This is a genomic window from Streptomyces sp. DT224, assembly GCF_049844595.1.
Lineage (GTDB): Bacteria > Actinomycetota > Actinomycetes > Streptomycetales > Streptomycetaceae > Streptomyces.
This window is the reverse complement of sequence record NZ_JBNCLI010000004.1, coordinates 205,363-228,084: the sequence shown is the minus strand read 5'-3', so window position 1 is coordinate 228,084 and position 22,722 is coordinate 205,363. Positions and strand designations below refer to the sequence as shown.

Below are 22,722 nucleotides of genomic sequence, written 5' to 3'. Positions count from 1 at the left end.
CTTACTCTCCTTGCAGGGTGGGGACGACCATCGGAGTGCCGGTCACGGGGTCCGGGACGACGACGCTGGGCAGGTCGAAGACGTCCTTGATCAGCGTGGCGTCCACGATGTCCGCGGGGTCGCCCTCGGCGACCACCTCGCCGGCCTTCATGGCCACCAGGTGGTCGGCGAACCGGCACGCCTGGTTGATGTCGTGCAGGACCGCGACGACGGTGCGGCCCTCGTTGCGCAGCTTGGCGAGCAGGCCGAGCAGTTGATACTGGTGGGTGATGTCGAGGAACGAGGTGGGTTCGTCCAGCAGCATGTAGGGCGTCTGCTGGGCGAGCACCATCGCCATCCAGACGCGTTGCCGCTGCCCGCCGGAGAGTTCCTGTACGGGCCGCTCCGCCAGGTCCGCGACGCCTGCGGCGGTCATCGCCCCGTCGACGGCCGCCTGGTCGCCGTCCGACCACAGGGCCAGCATCGACTGGTGCGGGAAGCGGCCCCGGGCCACGAGCTGGCGGACCTTGATGTCCTCCGGCGCCGTGGGGTCCTGCGGGAGGAAGCCGAGCTGCTTGGCCAGCGCCTTGGTCCCGAACGCGCCGACCTCGCGGCCGTCGAACTCCACCTGTCCGGAGTGCGGTTTGAGCAGCCGGACGAGCGCGCTCAACAGGGTTGACTTCCCGCAGGCGTTGGGGCCGACGATGGCGGTGAACGCACCGTCGGGCACGTCGAGGGTGAGCCGTGTGGACACGACGCGGTCTCCGTAGCGCAGGGTGATCTCCCGCGCCGTCAGGCGTGCGGTCACGCGCGCCTCACCTCCTTGGTCAGCAGCCAGATCAGATAGCAACCGCCGATCGCGGTGCTCACGACGCCCACCGGCAGCGCGACCGGGGCGAGCAGCATCTGCGCCACCAGGTCCGCGCCCTGGAGCAGGACCGCCCCGGTCAGCGCGGCCGGGAGCAGCGGGATGCCGGCGGCGCCCGCGAGCCGGCGGCCGATCTGCGGCGCGGCCAGCGCGATGAACGCGATGGGCCCCGCCACGGCGGTCACCGTGGCGGTGCAGCCGACGCCGACCAGGACCATCAGCAGCCGCAGCCGGTCGAGTCCGACGCCGGTGGTCACGGCGACCGGGTCGCCGAGCGCCGCCTGGTGCATGGCGTGGGCCCGGGTGGTCATCAGGAGCAGCAGCACCGCGATGACGGCGAACGGGATGCCCAGGTCCTCCCAGCCGACCCCGTTGAGGGAGCCGGCGCTCCAGCCGACGGCGGCGATCGCCACCTCCAGCTCGGCGCGCAGCACGATCCACGAGTTGACCGCGGTCACCATCGCGTTGACGGCGATGCCGATGACCACCAGCCGGAGTCCGGAGAAGCCGTGTTCGAGCGAGAGCAGGTAGATGGCGGCGGCGACGGCCAGCCCGCCGATGACGGAGCCGACGGCCAGCTGGGCGGAGGTGCCGGACAGGACGGTGATGGCGACGAGGGCGCCGGTGTAGGCGCCGGCGTCGAGCCCGATGACGTCGGGGCTGCCCATGGGGTTGCGGGTGAGGTTCTGGAAGAGGGCGCCCGCGACACCGAGGGCCAGGCCGAAGACGATGCCGGCCAGGACGCGCGGCAGCCGCCAGTCCCGGATCACCACGGAGTGCTCCGAGCCGGTGAGGACGGCGAACACCCGGGAGGGCGACGACCATGACGCCCCGTAGCACAGCCCGAGGAGGCCGAGGCCCAGCATCAGGGCGACGAGCACCGCGACGAGTACCACCGTGCGGCGTTCGGCGCGCAGTCCGCGTATGTTCACAGCGACCCCGCCCCGTAGCGGCGGACCGCCCAGATCAGCATGGGGCCGCCGAGGAACGCGGTCACGATGGCCACCGGCACCTCGCCGGTCGGGAGCAGGACGCGCGAGGCCATGTCGGCCGCGAGCAGCAGGACCGGGCCGAGCACCATCGTGTAGCCGATCAGCCAGGGTACGGAGCCGGAGGCCGGCCGGCGCGCGAGGTGCGGCACGATCAGCCCGACGAAGAGGATGGGTCCCGCCACCGCCGTCGCCGCCCCGCTGAGGACGGTGATGAGGACGAGGGTGACGATTCGGACCCGGCCGACATGGGCGCCGAGGGTGTGCGCCACGTTCTCGCCGAGCGTGAGGGCGTTGAGGGCCCTGCTCAGCAGCAGCGCACCGGCGAGGGAGACCACGATGGCGGTCAACGGCCAGGCGAGCGGCGCCTGTTCGCGTCCGGCCAGGGTGCCGACGGACCAGAAGCGGTACACGTCGAAGGTGTCGGGGAGCATCAGCCGCAGACCGAGGGAGACGCCGCTCAGCACCGCGGTCAGCGCCACCCCGGTGAGCACCAGGCGCAGCGGTGAGCGGCGGCCGACCGCGGCGACAAGCACCGCCGCGACCGCCGATCCGATGACGGCGAAGCCGAGCTGTCCGGCCTGGCCGGCGGCCAGGCCGAGCGCGGACCCGATGGTGACCGCGAACCCGGCGCCCGCGGTGACCCCGAGGATGCCGGGCTCGGCGAGCGGGTTGCGGGCGAGTGTCTGGATGAGCGCGCCGGAGACGGCGAGCGCGGCGCCGACGGCGCCGGCGAGCACCGCGCGCGGCGCCCGCACGTCCCGCACGATGACGTGGTCGTCGGTGCCCCGGTAGTCGAACAGTGCGCGCACGACGTCGCCGGGGGCGATGTGGCGGGCCCCGACGCCCATGCTAAGGACGGCGAGAGCGGCCAGCAGGATCAGTCCGCCGATGAGCAGGGCGGTCTGTGAGACGGCCCGCCGGCTCCCCGCGGCCTCGGACGCGCGGCCCGCGACGGTCACCGCTTCAGCAGCGGAGCGAGCGACTGGTCGATCGCGTCCAGGGTCATCAGGGCCTCGCCGTAGGTGGCGGCCTCGGTGTAGCGGAACGGGTAGACCTTGCCGGCCTTGACGGCGGGCAGGTTCTTCCAGAGCTTGGAGTCCAGGACGTACGTGACGGACGGCGGGACGCTGCCGTCGGCGCTGACGGAGTAGGTCAGCGCGTCGGCCTCGCGGAAGGCGTCGGGCAGTTCCTCGATGGAGGGGTACTCGCTGACGGCCTGGGAGCCCGGTCCGGGCTTCTTGACCTTGCCGTAGTAGGCGGCGCCCAGGTCCTCGGCGATGTTGGTGCCCCAGGAGCCGTTGAACTCGCGCTGGAAGGTGCCCTTGGCGGCGTCACCGTACGCGCCGACGTGGCCGAGCTTCAGCTTCGGCAGGACATCCTTGTACTTGGCGGCCAGTTCGGCGGCCTTGGTGTCGTACGCCTTCTTCTGGGCGTCGAACTGCTCCAGCGCGCCGGCCGCGTCGGCCTGCTTGCGGGAGAGGTCGCGCCAGGCGGACGGGAGGCTCGGGCCGATCGCCACGACGGGGGCGATGGACTTCAGCCGCTTCATGTCGATGTCGCCGAGCACGGGCGCCGGGACACCGATGACGATCAGGTCGGGCTCGGCCTCGGCGATGGCCTCGTAGTTGGTCTCGGCCGCCTGCTCGCCCGCCACCTTGGTGAGCTTCTTGTAGGTGGCGAGGTCCTCCTTGTTCATCATCGGCTCGCCGCGCTTCCACGACGAGATGCCGACCAGCGGCGCGTCGGCCTCGATCAGCGCGGGCACGGCATAGCCGGTGGCCACCACACGCTTCGGGTTCGCCGGGATCGTGATCTTGCCGTTGTCCGCGGTGAACACCCGGGTCTTCGTCTTCTCCGAGGCGGAATCCGACCCGCCGTCCGAGGACGACCCGCATCCGGCCAGTACGAGGGCCAGCGCGACGGCGCCGACCAGGCCGGACGATCTGCGTATGGACATTCCGAAGCTCCTTGCTACTTAGGTGAGGCTCACCTTACTTGATGGCCTTTCGGGCCGACAACCCACAGGTCGCGCGCCATCCGGTCCCGCGGTGGATCAGTGCGCGTGACCGTGGTCGTGGTCGTCCTCGTCGAAGTCCGCGACGCCCCGCTTCCAGTAGCCGGTGATGTCGTAGTCGGCCTTGTCCAGCCGGAGTTCGTCCCGGGCCCAGCGGCGCAGGGGCTTGATCTGCCCGGCCTCGCCGGCCACCCAGACGTACGCCCGCTCCCCCTCGGGCACACTGACGGACATCGCGGCCCGGGCCAGCGCGTCACCGGAGCCGGCGGGCGCGCCGTCGCGGTGCAGCCAGTGGACCTCTACGCCCTCGGGCGCGGAGAGCCCGATCTCCTCGCCGGCGTCCGCGACTTCGATGAACGCCCAGCCCTTGGCGGTCCTCGGCAGCTCCTCCAGCCATCGCGCGACGGCGGGCAGAGCGGTGAGGTCCCCGACGAGCAGATAGCGGTCGTAGCTGTGCGGAACGATCAGCCCGCCGGGCGGTCCGGCGACGTGGACGGTGTCGCCGGGCTGCGCCTTGCCGGCCCAGTCGGAGGCGAGTCCGCCCTCGTGCACCGCGATGTCGATGTCGAGCTCGCCCGTGAGGGAGTCGTAGCGGCGCACGGTGTACTCGCGTGAGGTGGGCAGCGGCCTGGGCCAGCGCAGCATCGCCCCGTTCCGCTCGGGCAGCCGCAGGGTGCCGTCCGGCTCCCGGAAGATCAGTTTCACGTGCTCGTCCGGCGCGTGGGCCTCGAACCCCTCGGTGCCGGGGCCGCCCAGCGTCACCCGCAGCAAGCCCGCGCCGACGGGGGCCGTGCGCACGACCTCGGCCTCCCGGATGCCGATCGGATAGCCGACCTTCTCGGCGTGCAGCCCGGCGCGCACCTCGGCGATCCGGTCCAGGTGGCGGTCGCGGTGGTCGGTGCGGCTCATGCGGCCTCACCCGCCAGCAGCGCCTGCCAGTGGCCGAGTTCGGGCAGCTCGAAGAGGTCGGGGAACTCCAGCGCGGTCGCCCCCGCCGCGCGCCAGCGCTCCACCAGGACCATGATCCGCATCGAGTCGAGACCGAGGTCGACCAGGTTCTCGTCGGGCGCGATCTCGCCGGGCTCGCAGCCCAGCAGTTCGGCGATGTCGGCCCTGACACGGTCGGGCGACAAGGTCTGACTCATCCAAGTACTCCTCGGTGGGTGGGCGCCGACGGCGGGTCGGAGCGGGCGTGACGGTGCTTACGGGGCCCGGCGCGACGGTGTGCGCGCGAACAGCCGCCGGGGGCCCCGACGTCCACAGCGCACGCGGGGGCGCGGCCCGGCCCGCCGACGGGGCGCGGCGCACGCGGTGAAGGGTTACGGAATCGGCCACAGCCCCCCTCGGGCCGAGGCAAGGCTAACCTAACATCGACATGTGCGACACGGGCACCCAGCCCGCCAACCAGGCCGTTGCGAGGCGCAGTTCGGCCGCGAGGCCCATAGCTCGAACCCCACCACCCTCCTGCGCGAACGGGGCAACTTAGGTTACCCTCACCTAACCTACCGTAGGTGCTGCTGCGGGTGAAGACCCGCCGCAGGCGTGCCGCCGCGCCGAACCGGCGCAGCTCCTCAGCGCATCCTCATCCCTGGCCCCGCCCACGGGGCATCGAGAACGGAGTCCCCGTGTCGACGGCATCCCGAGTCGCCGCGCCCGTACCCACGGCCCATCCGGCCACCGGGGCGGCCACCTCTCTCCTGGACGCCTACGCGCCCGGCGACCGCTTCCTCGCCACCCCCGGACGCACCCTGCTGGCCCGGGGTGCGGCGCTCCAAGTGCCGCACGGCGCACAGCCGGTGGACCGGCGCGTGGCGGACACCCTGGCGGAGGCCACCGACGCCGGACAGCGATCGCCGGTGGTCATGGGGGCGATCCCGTTCGACCACACGGAACCGGCCGCCCTGAGCGTGCCCACCGCGCTGCGCACCGGACCGCCGCTCACCTGCGACCCCCTCATCGCCCTGCCCTCGCCGGGGACGGACTCCCCCGGCTGGCGGATCCGGCCGGTCCCGGAGCCGGAGGTCTACGCGAAGGGCGTGGCCGCGGCCGTGGAGCGGATGTGGCGCGGCGAGTTCAGCAAGGTCGTCCTCGCCCGCACTCTGGAGCTCACCTCGCCCGCACCGCTGGACGTGCCCGCCATGCTCCAGCGCCTGGCCCGCCGCGACCCTTCCGGTTACACCTTCGCGCTCCCCACCGGCCCCGGCCGCACCCTGATCGGCGCCAGCCCCGAACTCCTCGTCTCCCGCCGGGGCCGCCGGGTGGTCGCCAACCCGCTGGCGGGCTCCGCCCCGCGCAGCGACGACCTCGCCGAGGACGTCCGCCGCGCCGCCGCGCTCCTGGAGTCCGCGAAGGACCTCCACGAGCACGCCGTCGTCGTGGACGCCGTGCACCAGGCGCTCGCCCCGCACTGTTCGGGGACGACCGTGCCGCCGCGGCCGACACTGATCCGCACCGCGGCCATGTGGCACCTGTCCACCACGGTCACGGGCACGCTGAACGACCCGGACACCTCCGCGCTCACGCTGGCCCGCGCCCTGCACCCCACCCCGGCCGTGTGCGGCACGCCGACGGCGACGGCCCGGCGGGTACTGACCGAGACCGAGCCGTTCGACCGGGGCTTCTTCACGGGCGTGGTCGGCTGGGGCGACGCGCGCGGCGACGGGGAATGGGTCGTCACCATCCGCTGCGCGGAGGCGGAGGAGCGCACGCTGCGCCTCTACGCCGGCGCGGGCGTCGTCGCCGCGTCCGAACCGGAGGCCGAGACCGCCGAGACGGCCGCGAAGTTCCGCACGTTCCTGAGCGCGGTGGGCGCCGAGCTCTGAACCGCCGGGTCACGCAGTGAGGGCGGCGGGCTCTCCCAGCCGGGCGGCCGCCGTCCGCCAGGCGGCGGTGACAGCGAGGCGGGCCTGTGCGGTGGCCGCCGGACCGTCGCCGTCGAGTCGCAGCGGCGGCCCGACGTGGACGTGCAGACGGGGACGGCGCAGCGGGGCGGTGGCCAGGCCCGCGAGCTGCTTGGCGGCCGGGCCCGAGGTGACCCGGCGGGCCCCGGCCTGACCCAGCGGGATGACCGGCGCGCCGGTGCGGTGCGCGAGCCGGGCGAGGCCGCGGTGGAAGGCACCCGGTGCCGCTTCGGCGGCGTCCCCGCGGTCGGGCAGGCCGCCCTCCGCGTAGATGAGGATGTGCCGGCCCCGTTCCAGCGCCTCCTGCGCGAGGACGACGGCCCGGCCGGCGCGGGGGTCGCCGCGGTGGACGGGGATGTGTCCCTCACGCGCCAGGGCGCGGCCGAGCACGGGGACGCGCCAGAGCCCGGCGGCCGCCATCACGACGGGCCGGGCACCGAGGAGGCGCAGGGCCGCCAGGACGATCGCGGGGTCCGCGAGCGAGGTGTGGTTGGCGGCGATGATACCGGCCGGGGGCAGAACGGCGTCCGCGTCGGTGGTCAGCGTCAACCGCCCGAAGACGGGCACCAGTTGACCGGATAGACGGCTAAGCATGGGGTATCTCCGGTTCGCTCGGGGGGAGTTCCATCGTTCCGCCCTGAACGGCCGCCCGGCTGAGCGGTGCTACTCATCCCCCGCGGGTATCCGGACGGCTCCGCCGCCCGCACGTCACCGCCGGACGGCGTCCGCGATCGCCGTGGTCACCAGCTTGCCGACCGCTGCCGCGTCCGGCGGCCCGGGATCACGGTCCGCGAACAGCAGGTGCCCGCCCCCGACGAGGGTGAGGGTGAGGGAGTCGATGTCCGCGTCGGCCGACACCCGGCCCCGCGCGCGCTCCGCCGCCAGGTAGCCGGAGACGGCAGTCGTGATCTGGGCGAGGATCGCGATGCCGCCCCCGGGGGTCGCCCGCCTGAGGCGCGCGCGCAGCTCGTCCCGGAAGGTGATGAGAGGAATGATCGCGACCGGCACCGGCCCGAAGAAGGCGGACAGCGCGTCGGTGAGATTGCCCGCCACGGTGCCGGCGCCGGCGCTCTCGCTCAGCGTCCGCGCCCGCGCGTCGAGCTCCGCGGCCCGGTCGAGCACGAGCTCGGCGAGGAAGGCGTCGAAGTCGGCGAAGTGCCGGTGCAGGACACCCTTGGCGCAGCCCGCCTCGTCGGTGACGGCCCTGCTGGTCAGAGCGTTCGGCCCGTCCCGCAGCAGGACGCGCTCGGCGGCGTCGAACAGCTGCTGCCGGGCGTCGCGAAGGTGCACTCCGGTCGGCACGTACCACTCCTCATGTCGTCCACGCCCTGCCACGCCTTGGCATGTGGGCACTTGCCCACTAAAGTGGGCCCATGCCCACTCTACCGCGGGAGCAGCCCGGCGCGGAGCAGCCGCAGCCCCATCACGCCCGCCGGACCGCCCAGTCCTTCGGCACCGACGCACGGCGCTACGACGAGGCCCGCCCCTCCTACCCCGATGACCTGGTGGCCCGTGTCGTCGCCGGAAGCCCGGGGCCCGGCGTGCTCGACGTCGGCTGCGGAACCGGCATCGCGGCCCGCCAGTTCCGGGCGGCCGGCTGCACGGTGCTCGGTGTCGAACCGGATGCCCGGATGGCGGACCTGGCCCGCGCGCACGGCGTCCGCGTCGAGGTGGCGACCTTCGAGGCGTGGGACCCGGCGGGCCGGACGTTCGACGCGGTGACTGCCGCCCAGTCGTGGCACTGGGTGGACCCGGCGGTGGGCGCCGGGAAGGCGGCCCGGGTGCTGCGGCCGGGCGGGCGCCTCGCGGTCTTCGGGCACGTCTTCGAGCCGCCCGCCGAGGTGGCGGAGCCGTTCGCGGCGGCCTTCCGCCGGGTGGCCCCGGACTCGCCGTTCAGCGGCCGTCCGGCCCGGCGCCCGCTGGAGGCGTACCGGGCCGGGTACGCGAAGACCGCCGAGCAGATCCGCGCGACCGGGCACTTCCACGCACCGGAGCAGTGGCAGTTCGACTGGGAACGCCCCTACACCCGGGACCAGTGGCTGGACCTGCTCCCGACCACCGGCGGCCTCACCCGGCTCCGCCCCGACCAGCTGACGGAGATCCTGACGGCGGTGGGCGATGCCATCGACGCGCTGGGCGGCCGTTTCACCATGCGGTACGTCACCCTGGCGACGACGGCCGTCCGCGCCGAGAGCACCTAGCCCACCAGGTCGGGCGCGCGCAGCATCTCGTCCGGGACGCCCCAGGCGTCCACGAGGTCGACCGCGAGCGGACGGACCTTGCGGCAGAGCTCGTTCACCTCGCGGCTGATCGCCTTGGAGCGCTGGACGGTCAGCCGGCCGTGCTCCATGAACCAGGCCCGGTCCGCCTCGATGGCCGAGAGGGCGAACAGGTCGCACAGCAGGCGCAACGCCTCCTTGTTCCCGTCCTCGGGCAGGGAGCGCACCCGGTCCGTGAACGCCTCCAGGACGAGCCGTTCGACGTGTGCGCGGGCGACGGCGATCACGTGGTCCTGGACCCGGGAGAAGACGGCGCCGGGGTCCTCGTGCTCGTCGATGCCGCGCTTGAGCCTGCGGGCCACCCCGGCGAGCATGTGCTCCTCGCGGAAGCGGACCATGGCGAGCTGGTACTCCGGGTCGAGCAGCCCGGCCTCGCGGTCCCACTCGTCGCCGCCCGGCAGCAGGTCCCGCACCCGTTCGAGCAGCTTGTGGGCCGACGTCTTCTCCAGGACCGTCTCCACGGCGAGCCCGGCGACGTGGCGGACCGTGCCGAGCTGGTCCAGGTCCTCGAACTCACTCGCGTAATGGGTGAGCAGGCCCTTGGCCACCAGCTGGAGCAGGACGTGGTTGTCGCCCTCGAACGTGGTGAAGATGTCGCTGTCGGCCTTGAGCGCGGCGAACCGGTTGACGCTGAGGTAGCCGGCGCCGCCGCACGCCTCGCGGCACTCCTGGACGACCCGGGTGGCGTGCCAGGTGGCGAGCGCCTTGGTGCCGGCGGCCCTGGACTCCAGGAGGCGCCGGGCCCGCGCGTCGTCCCGGATGCCGGAGAAGACGTCGTGCAACTGGGTGCGCACGGCGTCCTGGGCGAAGTGCAGTGCGTACGTACGGGCGAGGAGCGGCAGCAGGCGGCGCTGGTGCAGTCCGTAGTCGAGGAGCAGCCGCTCGTCCGTGTCCGGGGCTGCCGCGAACTGCCGCCTCCGCACGGCGTACTTGGTGGCGATCGCGAGGGCCACCTTGGCCGCGCCGACCCCGGCGCCGGCGACGCTGACCCGGCCCTGCACAAGAGTGCCGAGCATGGTGAAGAACCGCCGCCCGGGGTTGTCGATCGGGCTCTCGTAGACGCCCTCGGGGGTGACGTCGGCGAACCGGTTGAGCAGCGCCTCGCGCTCCACGCGCACCCCGTCGAACCGGATGCGGCCGTTGTCGACGCCGTTGAGGCCCATCTTGCGGCCGTCGTCCTCGATCCGGACGCCGGGCACGACCTCGCCCCCGTCCCGGATCCGCACGACGAAGGCGTGCACGCCCTCGGCCTTCCCGCCGACTTCCAACTGGGCGAAGACGACGGCGAGTTCCGCGTGGCGGGCGGCGTTGCCGATGTAGTCCTTGCACGCCTCGTCGTCCGGGGTGGTCAGGACGAACTCCTGGGAGCCGGGGTCGTACCGCGCCACCGTGCCGAGCGACTGCACGTCGGAGCCGTGCCCGGTCTCGGTCATCGCGAAGCACCCCATCAGGCGCCCGGTGATCAGGTCCGGCAGATGGGCCCGGTGGTGACGCTCGGTGCCGAGCTGCAGAATCGCCCCGCCGAAGAGCCCGAACTGCACCCCCACCTTCACCAGCACGGACAGATCCCCGAAGGCGAGCGTCTCGAACGCCGCGATGGACGCCCCGACGTCACCGCCCCCGCCGTACTCCTGCGGAAACCCCATTCCGGTCTGCCCGGTGGCGGCCATCTCCACCACGATCTCCCGCACCCGCTCGCGATACGCGTCGAGACCGAGCTCCTCGGCCTCCTCCAGCACGGAGGCGTACGCCACCAGGTTGCTCCGGACGAGATCGCGGATACCGGCGTAATCCCCGTCGAGCACCCGGGTCAGCCCCGGTACGTCGACCTCGGGCTGTACGTAACGGGCGGCGGGCGTGTTCTCAGTGACCATGCAGCTTCGCTACCCCGCCCCGGGACGGTCAAGCGGCCGGCCGGGGCGCGCGGCCGGCGCCCGTGCCCGGACCGTTCGCACGCGACCCTTCGGAATAGCCGAAGGGTCCCTCAGGCAGACCGCGCTTGTTCGCGCGGAGCGCCTCCGATTCCCTGGCGAGTGCGTCGCCCGCACCGGTGGCGCCCGATCGTGGAGGTGGACGTGACCGCGCAGGCAGTGCCGCAGGCGAGGGACGCAGCCCGGACACAACCGGGGACGGGCCGAGGGGTCACCCCGGCCGACTGGTGGGTCATCGGGCTGCTCCTCGCCTTCTTCACCCTGAACTTCGCCGACAAGGCCGCCATCGGCCTCGCCGCCCCCGACCTGGAACGGGACCTCGGGCTCACCGCGAGCCAGTACGGACTGATGTCGAGCGCGTTCTTCTGGCTGTTCGCCGCCGGGGCGGTGGTCCTCACGCTGGGCTTCCGGCGCATCGGGTGGCGCTGGTCGGCGGCCGGGCTGATGCTCGCCTGGGCGGCCAGCATGGTTCCGCTCACGGTGCCCACCACGGTGACCGTGGTGATCGCCTCCCGCATGGTGCTCGGCTTCTTCGAGGGGCCCGCGCACGCGCTGTGCCAGTCGGTCGTCGCCGACCGTTTTCCCGCCGAACAGCGCGCCTTCGCCGGGGCCGTGGTGAACGCCGGCTCCTCGGTGGGCCCGTTGGTCGCCACGCCCGTCCTCACCTGGGTGCTGGTGACCTGGACCTGGCACACGGCGTTCGCCGTGCTGACCGCGGTGGGAGCGGTGTGGGTGGTGGTCTGGCTGCTCGTGACCCGGCGCGATCCCGGCATGCGGGCGGGTGCCTCGGCAGCCCGGCGCGCCGAAGAGGAGCCGGATCCCCACGCCGACATCGACGTCCCCCTCACCTCGCTGATGCGCACCGGCAGCTTCTGGGGCCTGGCACTGCTGTCCTTCGCCGGGTATCTGATCTCCTCGCTGAAGGTGTCCTGGATGCCGTCGTTCCTGCACGACGGCATGGGGTACTCCCGCGAGACCGTGGGCCTCCTCGCCACCCTGCCGTACGGACTCGCGATCCTCGTGCTGCTGGGGGCGGGCCTCGTGTCGGGGCGGATGCTGCGGGCCGGACACTCGGCCCGGGCCGCACGCGGGCTGCTCACCACGGGATGCCTGTGCTTCGCGGGTCTCGCCATGATCGCCTTCACCCAGGTGCCGCCCGGCGGCCTGCAGCTGACGCTGGTCGTCGCCGCGTTCTCGATCAACAGTGTGGCGTTCTCCGTCGCGTTCGCCGGTGCCGCCGACTTCCTGCCGCGCAGGCACCGGCCCGGATTCTTCGGCTGCATCATCGCCGCCTACAGCGTCGCCGGAATCGCCGCGCCCTGGCTGCTCGGGGTCATCGTGGACAGGGCCGACACCGCCGCCCAGGGGTACGCGCACGGGTTCCTGGTCGTCGGCATCACCATCTGCGTCTTCGCGGTCGCCGGCGGGCTGCTGCTGGACCCGGCGCGCTCGCGGGCGGCGCTGCTCGCCGAGACCGCGCGCCGCCGGACCGCCGCGGCGGAGGCCGCCCGGTGAACGAGCCACTGAGCGGACTGCGCGTCATCGACTTCGGGCAGTACATCGCCGCCCCCGGAGCCGGACAGAACCTCGCCGACCTGGGCGCCGACGTCATCAAGGTCGAACCGCCCGCGGGCGACCAGGCGCGCCGCATCGGCCGCTTCGGCGAGGCGATGGTCCGCGCCAACAACCGCGGCAAGCGGAGCCTGGCCGTCGACCTGCGCGCCCCGGCCGGGCGCGAGATCGTCGCCGACCTCGTCGCGACCGCCGATGTCGTCCTGCACAACTTCCGCCATGGCGTCAGCGAGCGTCTCGGACTCGACGCCCGCGCCCTCCTCGACCGGCACCCCCGCCTCGTCTACGGCTTCGTCACCGGATTCGGCACCCGGGGCCCGTCGGCGTACCGAGTCGGTCTGGACATCGCGGCCCAGGCCGAGTTCGCCGTCATGGACCTCACCGGTGCGGCCGACGGAGATCCGCAGCGGGTCGGGTTCACCGTCGCCGACGTGCTCGCCGCCCAGGCCCTCACCTCCGGGGTGCTCGCCGCGCTCGTACGTCGTGGAGTCACCGGCCGGGGCGGGGTGGTCGAGACCTCGCTCATGGAGGCCGTGGTGCACGCACAAGCCGCGACCTGGGCCGAGTACGAGCTGACCGGAAGCCCACCGCGGCGGCGCGGCAACGGACAGGCCCTCGCCGCGCCCGCAGCCGACCTGGTCCGCACCCGGGACGGCGGGGCGATCGTCGTGTCGGCGTACACCCCGGAGAAGTTCGCCGCCCTGTGCCGGGTCATCGGGCGCCCCGGCCTCGCCGACGACTCCCGCTTCGCGTCCAACGCGGACCGGGTCGCGCACCGCGAGGACCTGCTCGCCGTGCTCCGGTCGGCTCTCGGGCGGCTGGACCGGGCCGAGGCGCTGGAGCGGCTGCGCGCCGCAGGCATCGTGTGCGGCGCCGTACGACGCTTCGACGAGGTCGTCGAAGACCCCGACGTGCTGGCGTCCGGTCTGGTCGCCCGGTGCGGGGACGCCGGCACGGCGCCCACGACCCCGTTCTCGCTGGACGGCCGGCGCCCCGCGCACACCCCGGCCGCGCCCGAGGTCGGCGAGCACAGCCACGCGGTGCTCGCCGAGCTGGGCCGTAGCGCCACCGACATCGCACCCCTCATCGCGGACGGCACCGTCGCCGTCCCGCACGCACACCGCGAGGAGACCGCATCATCATGATCGATCCGGAGGTCCACGGCCTCGACTTCGACGCCTACCTGAAGCGGGTCGCCGCCCTCACCGACGACGTCCTCATCCCCGCCGAACGGGAGATGGTGGAGGCGGGCGAGGTGCCCGGCCAGGCGCTCGACGCGCTGGCCCGCAACGGGCTGTTCGCCATCTCCGTCCCGCGCGACCTGGGCGGCCTCGCATGGTCGATGACCCAGCAGGTGCTGCTCACCCTGGAGTTCACGCGCGCGTCCTGCGTCTACCGTTCGCGGTTCTCCACCGTGATCGGCCTGTGCTCGCAGGCGATACTCGACCACGGCACCGAGGCGCAGCGAACCTCCCGGCTGCCGCGGATGGCCGCCGGTGAGCACATCACCGCGTTCGCGCTGACCGAGCCGGGCGCCGGGTCCGACGCCGCTTCGCTGACCACCACGGCGCGCCGCACCGGTGACGGCTGGACCATCGAAGGGCACAAGCGGTACATCACGAACGCGCACTGGGCGGACGAGCTGATCGTGTTCGCCCGCACCGGCTCCCCTTCGGAAGGGGCCGCCGGCGTCTCGGCGTTCTTCGTTCCGCGCCGCGCCGAAGGCGTGACGACCCGGCTGCCGTCCCGGATGAACGGCCACGCCGAGGCACCCGTCGCCGAGATCGATCTGGCCGGGGTACGGGTCGGCGACGACGCCCTGCTGGGCGGGCGGACCGGCACCGGCTTCGCCGCCGCGCTCCGGGGCATCAACCATGCCCGCCTCCATGTGGCCGCCACCTGTGTCGGCCAGGCCACCCGCATGCTGGAGGAGACCGCGGCCCACCTCGGCTCGCGCGAGCAGTTCGGGGCCCCGCTCGCCGACCTCGGTGCCGTCCAGGGCGACCTCGGCCGCTGCTACGCCGACCTGGAGGCGGCCCGGGCCCTCACCCTGGACGCGGCCCGCGCCTTCGACGGCGGCACGGTTCCGCGCCACCGCATCGCCGCGGCGAAGCTGTTCGCCTCCGAGGCTGCAGGCCGGATCGCCGACCGGTGCGTCCAGCTCCTCGGCGGCGAAGGCATCGTCGGCGACCATCCGGTCCCCCGTATGTGGCGTGACGTCCGGGCGCTGCGGATCTACGAGGGGTCCTCGCCGGTGCACGAGCGCAACCTGGGCCGGGCGGTGAACCGGCAGGTGGGAAGAGACGGCACGCTCCCCGACACGTACCGTGTCACCCGTGGAGCGCCCCCGCAGCCGTAGCCCGCGAGGTGCGCGGACCGCGAGGGCACGGACGGCACGGGAGACCCGATGGAACTGAGGCAGCTGGAACACTTCCTCGCAGTGGTGGAGTGCGGCGGCCTCGGCCGCGCCGCCGAGCGCCTCTACCTGTCGCAGCCCACCGTGTCGGCCTCGGTGAGAGCCCTGGAACGGGAGCTGAAGGTGGAGCTGTTCCACCGCACGGCGCGCCGGCTGGTCCCGACGTCGGCGGGGCGTCAGCTCGTCCCGCTCGTCCGGCGGGTGATGGACGACGTCCTCGCCGTGCAGGACGCGATGCGGGCCGCTCGCGAGGCCGACGGCGGGGTCCTCACCGTGATGTGCACCCCGGACATGTCGGCGGAGGCCGTCGCTTCCTGGTCGGGCGGGTTCACCCGCCGCTATCCGGCCGTCAGCCTCGACATCAGCGAGGTCGGCTCGCGCCACGAACTGGTCGCGGCGGTCGCCGACGGACGGGCCGAGCTCGGTTTCACCCTCGCCCCGGACGAGCTGCGCGCCGACCTCGGTTTCGTGGAGCTGGGGGTGCAGCGACTGCTGCTGGTCCGTCCACCCGGCCGTCCGGCGCCCACGGGCCGCCTGCCCCTCACCTCGCTCGGTGACCTGCCGCTGGCCCGCCGGCAGGTCACCCGCAACGAGGAGGACGCCGTGCACGCGGCCCTGGCCGCACACGGAGCGACGGCCACCACGGGCGCGACGGTGCCCAGTCGCGGTGCCCAGCTGGCCTTCGTGCTGCGCTCGGGCTTCCAGGCGTTCCTGCCGCTGCGCATGTGCGCCGCGGCGCTGGACGCTGGGGCCCAGGTCATCGAGACGGATCCGCTGATCGAGTCGCCCTTCGGTGTGGTCCACCGGGCGGGCGCGCTCGCCCCGGCGGCCCAGCAGTTCGTGGCCGACGTACGCGGTGCGCTGCGCGACTGGTACGCCGCGATCGAGGCGCACCGGTCGGCCGGGCTCGGCCTGGTCGACGCGGTCGTCGCGGCGCGGGACACGGCCCTGTAGCCGTTGCGCTGCGGATGTGATCAACGGTTGTTCCTCTTCCCCGGACGTCACCGTCGAAAGGCTCGCGCAGTGGACTTCAGGCAGCTCGAATACTTCCTCGCCGTCGTCGACCACGGCGGAGTGCACCGCGCGGCGACCGCCCTGCGGATCGCTCAGCCCTCCCTGTCGCAGTCGGTGCGCCGCCTGGAGAAGGAGTTGCGTACCGAGCTCTTCCACCGAGTGGGCCGCGGTCTCGTCCTCGCCGCCGCGGGGGAGGCGCTGGTCGGGCCGGCCCGGCAGGTGCTGCGCGAGGTCGCCCAGGCGCGGGCGGCCGTGCGGGAGGTCGGTGAGCTGGCGGGCGGGCGCATCGACATCGCGGGGCTGTCCGCCGTGTCGACCGATCCGCTGTCCGTGTGGGTCGCCCAGTTCCGCGTGAGCCGGCCCCGGATACGGCTGCGCGTCGAGGAACGGGACCGGCACGCCGAGGTGATCGACCTGGTCAAGTCCGGTGCCTGTGAACTCGGGGTCACCGTGCTGCCGAAGCCGCACGACGGGCTGGCCCAGGAGGTCCTGGTCGAGCAGCACTTCGTGCTCGTGCTGCCCCCTGGCCGCGAGGACGAACTCCCGCCGGCGGTGCCGCTCACGGCGATGCGCGACGTCCCGCTCGTCATGGGGGAACGCGACACCGCCAGCCGGGAGTTCGTGGAGGCGATGCTGCGCGCCCACGGCGTCGAACCCTCGGTCGCCGTCGAGGTGCCGCAGCGCGGCGCGGTCGTCCCCATGGTGCTGTCCGGGGCCGGCGCGGCGATCCTGCCGCTGCGCGTCGCCCTGGAGGCCCGCCAGCGCGGCGCGGTCGTCCGCGACCTGTCCCCGCACCGCTCCTGGCCGGTCGGCGTCGTCCACCGTCCGGGCCGGCTCTCCCCCGCGGCCGCCGCGTTCCTCCAGCACACCCGGGACCGGCTCGCTTCCTGGTCGCGGGCGGTGGAGCGCCGCCGGGCGGCCGGTTCGAGCCTCATCGAGGCGTCGGCGGCGACCATGGCGGCGGTGGAGCGGCGCCAGCGCGAACGGTTCCGGGAGGAGTACCCGGTAGGGATCGACCTGAGCACCGCCCCGCCGAGCGCAGGATCCTCGGCAGACCGATAGGCAGGACCACTCGGTCCGGCTCCGAACACGTCTTTGACCCTCTCGGTCGGCGGGCGCTTCCATATGACGCAGATCAAGTCCGGCCTCGGAGCCGTGGCTTGAGAGCCGCGCCGCACCGGAGGTCCGCCATGCCCGCACAGGTCGCCTGCTCCATCGAAGGTCCGCTCGCCACGATCACGCTGCGCAACACCGAGCGCCGCAACGCCGTGTCGGTCCGGCTGCTGCACGACCTCTCCGAAGTCCTCGGTGATCTGGAGGCGAGCCCCGAGGTCCGGGTGGTGGTGCTCACCGGCTCGGGGTCCGCGTTCAGCGTCGGAGCCGACCTGGCCGCCCCGCCCGAGGCCCGCTCACTGCGCGGTGACTCGGTCGAGGGCGACACGGCCCGGCTGCGGCGCGCCGCTCGCGTGGTGGAGCAGCTGCACCGGATGCCGCAGGCCACGGTCGCCGCCGTCAACGGCGCCTGCGCGGGTGCCGGTCTCTCCCTGGCGCTGGCCGCGGACCTGCGGCTGGCTGCCGAGGACGCGGTGTTCAACACGGCGTTCCTGTCCGCGGGGCTCTCCGGTGACCTCGGCGGGATCTGGTTCCTGACCCGGCTGCTCGGTGCCGCCCGCGCTCGCGAGCTCTTCCTGCTTCCGGGCAGGTTCGACGCCCGCCACGCCGCCGGGATCGGCCTGGTCACCGAGGTCGCCCCGGCCGGAGGTCTGGAGAAGCTCACCGCGACGGTCGCGGGGCGGCTCGCCGCCGCCGCGCCACTCGCGGTGCGGGCCATGAAGCAGAACCTGCTCGACGCCGCGGCTGTGCCCTTCGCGGACTACCTCGCCTCGGAGACCGACCGGATGGTGCGCTCTTTCCACTCCGAGGACGCCCGGGAGGCCGCTGCGGCCTTCCTGGAGCGCCGCAGCCCCGTCTTCGTCGGCCGCTGAACCACCCGGGCCCCGGCTCTCCGTCTGCCGTTCCTTCCTTTCCTCCGTGCGGTCTCGCCCACCATTGGAGACGACCATGACCGTGTTGAGCCCTCAGAGCCGGCGCACCGCGCCGCGCAGCCGCCCGGTGGGACGCCGGGCCTGGCTGATCACGTTCCTTCTGCTCGCGTTCATGCTCCTGAACTTCGCGGACAAGGCGGTGCTCGGTTTCGCCGGAGCAGCCGTCAAACGGGACCTGAACATCTCCGCCGCACAGTTCGGTGTCCTGCAGTCCTCCTTCTTCTGGCTGTTCGCGGTGGGGGCCGTCCTGCTCGGCGCGCTCACCGCCCGGTTCAAGGTGCGGTGGCTGGTCGCCGCCCTGATGTTCCTCTGGGTCGCAGCGATGGTGCCGCTGCTGGGCCCGGTCGGCTTCACCACCGTCCTGGTCTGCCGGATCGTGCTCGGTTTCGCCGAGGGCCCCGCGTACGCCCTGTCCACCCACGTGGTGCACTCCTGGTTTCCCCCGGAGAAGCGGGGCGTTCCCGGTGGCCTGGTCACCGCGGGTGCCTCCATCGGCCCGCTGCTCGCCGCCCCGCTGCTGACCTGGGTGATCTCCCGCTGGTCCTGGCACGCGGCGTTCGGGGTGCTGGTCGCGGCCGGAGTGCTGTGGCTGGTGGCCTGGGTGACGCTGGGCCGGGACGCGCCCGAGGGCAGTACGGCCGACGCCCCGGCGAGCGTCTTCACCGGGGACGCGCTGCCCGTGGAGGCACCACTGCGGGTCCTGGTCTCCACGCGCACCGTGGCCGGCATCGCCCTCCTCACCGCCTTCGCCTATCTCGCGACGACCCTCAAGGTGGCCTGGCTGCCGCTGTATCTGGAGGAGGGGCTCGGCTACGGCACCGTCGCCAGCGGCTGGCTCGTCACGGTTCCCTACGCGGTGGCCGCGGCGGCGGCGATCGGCGCGGGCCTGCTCTCGAATCGGCTGGCCGGGCGGGGGGTGAGCAGGCGCGTCGCCCGGGGCTGGCTCGCCGGCGGCCTGGTCATCGTGGCGGGTACCTCGATGTACCTGTTCACCGCGATCGGCGACCGGCCGTTGCAGATGGTCTTCATCAGCCTCGCCTTCTCCATGAACTCGGCCGCCTACGCGGTGGCGTTCATCGCTGTCGGCGACGTCGTCCACCCCCGTCAGCGCGGGGCCGTGATGGGCGGTCTGGCCGCCTTCTACAGCCTCGCCGGCATCGCCGCGCCCCTGCTGCTCGGCCAGCTGGTGGACAGCGCCTCCACCGCCCGGACCGGCTACGGCGACGGATTCGCCGTCACCGGGGCCCTGATGGTGGCGGGTGGCGCGCTCGCCCTGTTCCTCGTACGGCCGGAACAGGACCTGGCCCGTATCCGTGCGCGTGTAGGAGGCACCCGATGAGCACCCTTCCCCTGGACGGTGTCCGGGTCATCGACTTCGGCCAGTACATCGCGGCTCCGGCCGCTGCCCAAGTACTCGTGGACCTCGGCGCGGACGTCGTCAAGGTCGAGCCGGTCACCGGTGAGGCGGCCCGCGGCATCGGCCGCTACGGCGACGCGATCCTGCGCACGTACAACCGCGGCAAGCGCGCCCTGGCCCTGGACCTCAAGCAGCCGCGGGGCAGGGAGGTCGCGGCCCGGCTGGTGGCCGGTGCGGACATCGTGGTGCAGAACCTGCGCCCGGGTGTCATGGAGTCGTTCGGCCTCGGGGCGGCGGCGGTACGTGCCGCGCATCCGCACCTCGTGTACGGCACGGTCACCGGTTTCGGCCTCGACGGCCCCTCCCGGGACAGGCCGGGGCTGGACATCGCCGCGCAGGCCGAGAGCGGCATCATGTGGGTCACGGGCGAGGCGGACAGCGAGCCGCAGCGTGTGGGGTTCCCCGTGGTCGACGCGGCGGCCGGACACGTCTTCGCCCAGGCGGTCCTCGGCGCGTACGTGCGACGACTGCGGCACGGCGTCGGCGACGAGGTGGAGGTGTCGCTCCTCGAAGTGGCCATCCACCTCCAGGGCCCCAACTGGGGCGAGTACCTGCTGACCGGCGAGGCGCCCCGGCGAAGCGGCAACGGTCAGCCGGCCGTGGCCCCCGCCGCCGATCTCATGCCCACCCTCGACGGGATGATCGTCGTCTCGGCGTACGCGCCCGCCCACTTCACCCGGTTGTGCGCCCTGCTGGGCCGCGACGACCTGCCGTGCGACGCCCGCTTCGCCACGAACACCGCACGCGTGGCCCACCGGCCGGCCCTTCTCGCCGAACTGCGGGCGGGCTTCGCGGGTCTGACCACGGACGCCGCGATGGACCTGCTCACCTCGAACGGGGTCGTCGCGGGTCGGATCAGTGACTACGACGACGTACGCAAGAACCCCGACGTGGAGGCCGCCAGGCTGTTCGTGGAGGCGGAAGCTGCCGACGGCACCCACACCACCACCCTCGGCTCGCCCTGGCACCTCGCGTCGGCCGGCAGCGGAAGCCGCCGAGCCGCACCACGACTCGGTGAGCACACCACCGAGCTGCTCTCGGACCTGGGCTACGGCACCGCCGAGATCGGCGCCCTCGCCCGGGCCGGTGTGATCCGGCCGGCCCCCTGAGCCCTTTTCCCCCGCATCGACCACCACACCGTACGGAGCACGCACGCATGCGCAGAGACGTCTACACCGAAGACCACGAGGCGTTCCGCGAGGTCGTCCGGGACTTCTTCGCCAAGGAGGTCGTCCCGAACATTCCCGCCTGGGAGGCCGCCGGGATCGTGCCGCGCGACCTGTTCCGCGCCACCGCCCGCATCGGCGTCAACGGCCTGCAGATACCGGAGCAGTACGGAGGCGGTGGCGTCGAGGGCTTCCGCTTCAACGCGGTCGTCCTGGAGGAGACCGGCTACGCCGCGGCCACCCTGGGCGGGCTGCAGGTCCACCTCAACACGGTCCTCCCGTACTTCCTCGAGTACGCCACCGAGGAGCAGCGCCGGCGGTGGTTCCCCGGATTCGCCGACGGAAGCCTGATCGCCTCGATCGCGATGACCGAACCCGGCACCGGTTCGGACCTGGCGGGCGTCGCCACCCGCGCGGTGCGCGAGGGAGACACGTACGTCCTGAACGGCGCGAAAACGTTCATCACCGGGGGCATCAACGCCGACCTGGTGATCGTCGTGGCCCGTACGTCCGACGGCGCGGGCGACCGGCGCGCCGGCCTGTCCCTGCTGGTCGTGGAGGACGGCATGCCCGGTTTCTCCAAGGGCCGCAACCTCGACAAGATGGGCCTCAAGGCCCAGGACACCGCGGAGCTGGCCTTCGACGGTGTGCGGGTGCCCGCCGCGAACCTGCTCGGTGCCGAGGGCGGCGCGTTCGGCCTGCTCACCGCCAACCTCCCGCAGGAGCGCCTCACCATCGCCCTCAACGCGCAGGCCACCGCGACCGCCGCCCTGGACCTCGCGGTGTCCTACGTCAAGGAACGCACCGTGTTCGGGAGGCGGGTCGCCGACTTCCAGAACACCAAGTTCGTCCTCGCGGAGTGCGCCACCGAGATCGAGGCCGGCCAGGCGCTCGCGGACCGCGCGCTCGACGCGCTCGACGCGGGCACCCTCACCGTCGCCGACGCCGCGAAGACCAAGCTCTTCTGCACCGAGATGCAGGCCCGCGTCATCGACCGCTGTCTGCAACTGCACGGCGGATACGGCTACATGCGGGAGTACGAGATCTCCCGGCTCTACACCGACGCCAGGGTGTCACGCATCTTCGGTGGCACCAGTGAGGTCATGAAGAGCGTCGTCTCCAAGTCGCTGGGGCTGTGATCGTGACGATTCTCCCCGCTGTCCTGCGCGAGCGGTTGCGCCTTCCGGTGATGGCCGCCCCGATGTTCCTGGTATCCGGACCCGAGCTGGTGATCGCCCAGTCGCTGGCCGGCGTCATCGGCTCCTTCCCGACCCTCAACGCCCGCCCTCAGGAGGTCCTTTCGGACTGGCTGGACCAGATCGGTGAAACCCTGGCCGATCACGACGCCGACCACCCGGAGCGGCCCGCCGCGCCGTACGCCGTGAATCTGGTGGTGCACCGCACCAACACGCGCCTGGAGGCGGACCTCGCCGACGTCTGCGCGCACCGGGTACCGATCGTCGTCACCTCGCTCGGCGCCCGCCCCGAGGTCAACGAGGCCGTCCACGCCTATGGCGGGCTCGTCCTGCACGACGTCACCAGCGACGACTTCGCCCGCAAGGCGATCGCCAAGGGGGCGGACGGGCTGATCGCGGTGGCGGCCGGGGCCGGCGGGCATGCCGGGGCGCAGTCTCCCTTCGCGCTCCTCAACGAGATCCGCGCCTGGTTCGACGGCCCGCTGCTGCTGTCCGGCGCCATGGCGCACGGCCGTTCCCTGCTCGCCGCGGAGGCTGCCGGCGCCGATCTCGCCTATGTCGGCTCCGCTTTCCTCGCCACCGACGAGGCCGCCGCCGCCCCACGCTACAAAGAGATGGTCGTGGCCGCCTCAGCCCGTGACATCGTCACTTCCGCCACCTTCACCGGCATCCCCGCGAACTACCTGCGACCGAGCATCGAGGCGGTCGGCCTCGATCCCGACCGGCTCACGGCGCCCGACGGCTCCGCGCCCGCCTGGGACGGCGGCACAGGTGAGATCCGCGCCTGGCGCGACGTGTGGGGCGCCGGCCAGGGCGTCGGCTCCGTCGACGCGGTCCGCCCCGTCGCCGGCCTCGTGGACCGGCTCGCCGCCCAGTACGAGGAGGCCCGCGCCGCGCTCCTCGCCCGTCCCTGATCCACACCCCCAAGGAGAA

The 22,722-nt window shown here is 73.2% G+C and carries 21 protein-coding genes; 12 read left to right on the top strand and 9 right to left on the bottom strand.

Annotated features, from left to right (window positions below; translation table 11 throughout):
• Nucleotide 1 precedes the first annotated feature (1 nt).
• From ACLQ2N_RS11395 to ACLQ2N_RS11370, 6 genes are all read right to left on the bottom strand, one after another.
• Nucleotides 2-787 carry an ABC transporter ATP-binding protein gene (locus tag ACLQ2N_RS11395; protein ID WP_425811690.1) on the bottom strand — a complete coding sequence of 262 codons (786 nt, stop codon included), beginning with the start codon at nucleotides 785-787 and terminating at the stop codon, nucleotides 2-4.
• Nucleotides 784-1,713, bottom strand: coding sequence for a FecCD family ABC transporter permease (locus ACLQ2N_RS11390; RefSeq protein WP_425812354.1), 930 nt, complete (start codon nucleotides 1,711-1,713; stop codon nucleotides 784-786). Before ACLQ2N_RS11390 ends, ACLQ2N_RS11395 begins: the two co-directional genes overlap by 4 nt.
• A gap of 62 nt (nucleotides 1,714-1,775) precedes the next feature.
• On the bottom strand, nucleotides 1,776-2,798 hold the full coding sequence (locus tag ACLQ2N_RS11385) for a FecCD family ABC transporter permease (protein ID WP_425811688.1): 1,023 nt from the start codon (nucleotides 2,796-2,798) through the stop codon (nucleotides 1,776-1,778).
• Nucleotides 2,795-3,796, bottom strand: coding sequence for an ABC transporter substrate-binding protein (locus ACLQ2N_RS11380; protein WP_425811686.1), 1,002 nt, complete (start codon nucleotides 3,794-3,796; stop codon nucleotides 2,795-2,797). Before ACLQ2N_RS11380 ends, ACLQ2N_RS11385 begins: the two co-directional genes overlap by 4 nt.
• A gap of 96 nt (nucleotides 3,797-3,892) precedes the next feature.
• A complete protein-coding gene (locus ACLQ2N_RS11375) occupies nucleotides 3,893-4,762 on the bottom strand; it encodes a siderophore-interacting protein (RefSeq protein WP_425811684.1) in 870 nt (289 codons plus the stop codon).
• On the bottom strand, nucleotides 4,759-4,998 hold the full coding sequence (locus tag ACLQ2N_RS11370) for a phosphopantetheine-binding protein (protein WP_383300811.1): 240 nt from the start codon (nucleotides 4,996-4,998) through the stop codon (nucleotides 4,759-4,761). The genes ACLQ2N_RS11375 and ACLQ2N_RS11370 overlap by 4 nt, the downstream gene beginning before the upstream one ends.
• 480 nt (nucleotides 4,999-5,478) lie before the next feature.
• Here ACLQ2N_RS11370 and dhbC point away from each other — a divergent pair, with 480 nt between their 5' ends.
• Nucleotides 5,479-6,675, top strand: a complete 1,197-nt coding sequence (dhbC, locus tag ACLQ2N_RS11365) for an isochorismate synthase DhbC (RefSeq protein WP_425811682.1) — start codon at nucleotides 5,479-5,481, stop codon at nucleotides 6,673-6,675.
• A gap of 9 nt (nucleotides 6,676-6,684) precedes the next feature.
• Here dhbC and ACLQ2N_RS11360 read toward each other — a convergent pair whose 3' ends face one another.
• On the bottom strand, nucleotides 6,685-7,347 hold the full coding sequence (locus ACLQ2N_RS11360; RefSeq protein ID WP_425811680.1) for a lysophospholipid acyltransferase family protein: 663 nt from the start codon (nucleotides 7,345-7,347) through the stop codon (nucleotides 6,685-6,687).
• A gap of 114 nt (nucleotides 7,348-7,461) precedes the next feature.
• Complete coding sequence (locus ACLQ2N_RS11355) at nucleotides 7,462-8,055, bottom strand: TetR/AcrR family transcriptional regulator (protein ID WP_425811678.1); 594 nt, start codon at nucleotides 8,053-8,055, stop codon at nucleotides 7,462-7,464.
• A gap of 71 nt (nucleotides 8,056-8,126) precedes the next feature.
• On the opposite strand from ACLQ2N_RS11355, the gene ACLQ2N_RS11350 reads away from it, so the two are divergent.
• Nucleotides 8,127-8,954 (top strand): class I SAM-dependent methyltransferase, encoded by an 828-nt coding sequence (locus tag ACLQ2N_RS11350; RefSeq protein WP_425811676.1) that lies wholly within the window; start codon nucleotides 8,127-8,129, stop codon nucleotides 8,952-8,954.
• Here the strand turns inward: ACLQ2N_RS11350 and ACLQ2N_RS11345 are convergent.
• A complete protein-coding gene (locus ACLQ2N_RS11345) occupies nucleotides 8,951-10,906 on the bottom strand; it encodes an acyl-CoA dehydrogenase (protein WP_425811674.1) in 1,956 nt (651 codons plus the stop codon). The two genes, ACLQ2N_RS11350 and ACLQ2N_RS11345, sit on opposite strands and share 4 nt — an antisense overlap.
• A gap of 201 nt (nucleotides 10,907-11,107) precedes the next feature.
• Between ACLQ2N_RS11345 and ACLQ2N_RS11340 the strand changes: the two genes are divergently transcribed.
• The 10 genes from ACLQ2N_RS11340 (at nucleotide 11,108) to ACLQ2N_RS11295 (ending at nucleotide 22,703) form a co-directional block, all read left to right on the top strand.
• A complete protein-coding gene (locus tag ACLQ2N_RS11340) occupies nucleotides 11,108-12,478 on the top strand; it encodes an MFS transporter (RefSeq protein WP_425811672.1) in 1,371 nt (456 codons plus the stop codon).
• Complete coding sequence (locus ACLQ2N_RS11335; RefSeq protein WP_425811670.1) at nucleotides 12,475-13,680, top strand: CaiB/BaiF CoA transferase family protein; 1,206 nt, start codon at nucleotides 12,475-12,477, stop codon at nucleotides 13,678-13,680. The genes ACLQ2N_RS11340 and ACLQ2N_RS11335 overlap by 4 nt, the downstream gene beginning before the upstream one ends.
• Entirely contained in the window at nucleotides 13,677-14,894 is a 1,218-nt protein-coding gene (locus ACLQ2N_RS11330) for an acyl-CoA dehydrogenase family protein (RefSeq protein WP_425811668.1), read from the top strand. Before ACLQ2N_RS11335 ends, ACLQ2N_RS11330 begins: the two co-directional genes overlap by 4 nt.
• A gap of 48 nt (nucleotides 14,895-14,942) precedes the next feature.
• On the top strand, nucleotides 14,943-15,905 hold the full coding sequence (locus ACLQ2N_RS11325) for a LysR family transcriptional regulator (RefSeq protein WP_425811667.1): 963 nt from the start codon (nucleotides 14,943-14,945) through the stop codon (nucleotides 15,903-15,905).
• A 69-nt stretch (nucleotides 15,906-15,974) separates the two neighbouring features.
• Nucleotides 15,975-17,027 (top strand): LysR family transcriptional regulator, encoded by a 1,053-nt coding sequence (locus ACLQ2N_RS11320; protein WP_425811666.1) that lies wholly within the window; start codon nucleotides 15,975-15,977, stop codon nucleotides 17,025-17,027.
• A gap of 128 nt (nucleotides 17,028-17,155) precedes the next feature.
• Nucleotides 17,156-17,950: an enoyl-CoA hydratase-related protein gene (locus tag ACLQ2N_RS11315; RefSeq protein ID WP_425811665.1), complete on the top strand. Its 795-nt coding sequence runs from the start codon at nucleotides 17,156-17,158 to the stop codon at nucleotides 17,948-17,950.
• A gap of 76 nt (nucleotides 17,951-18,026) precedes the next feature.
• Nucleotides 18,027-19,349, top strand: coding sequence for an MFS transporter (locus ACLQ2N_RS11310; RefSeq protein ID WP_425811664.1), 1,323 nt, complete (start codon nucleotides 18,027-18,029; stop codon nucleotides 19,347-19,349).
• The gene (locus tag ACLQ2N_RS11305; protein WP_425811662.1) at nucleotides 19,346-20,536 is read left to right on the top strand and encodes a CaiB/BaiF CoA transferase family protein; all 1,191 of its coding nucleotides are present in this window, start codon (nucleotides 19,346-19,348) and stop codon (nucleotides 20,534-20,536) included. The genes ACLQ2N_RS11310 and ACLQ2N_RS11305 overlap by 4 nt, the downstream gene beginning before the upstream one ends.
• Nucleotides 20,537-20,583: 47 nt before the next feature.
• Entirely contained in the window at nucleotides 20,584-21,732 is a 1,149-nt protein-coding gene (locus tag ACLQ2N_RS11300) for an acyl-CoA dehydrogenase family protein (RefSeq protein WP_425811660.1), read from the top strand.
• Nucleotides 21,733-21,734: 2 nt separating this feature from the next.
• Nucleotides 21,735-22,703 carry an NAD(P)H-dependent flavin oxidoreductase gene (locus ACLQ2N_RS11295; protein ID WP_425811658.1) on the top strand — a complete coding sequence of 323 codons (969 nt, stop codon included), beginning with the start codon at nucleotides 21,735-21,737 and terminating at the stop codon, nucleotides 22,701-22,703.
• Nucleotides 22,704-22,722: the final 19 nt, after the last annotated feature.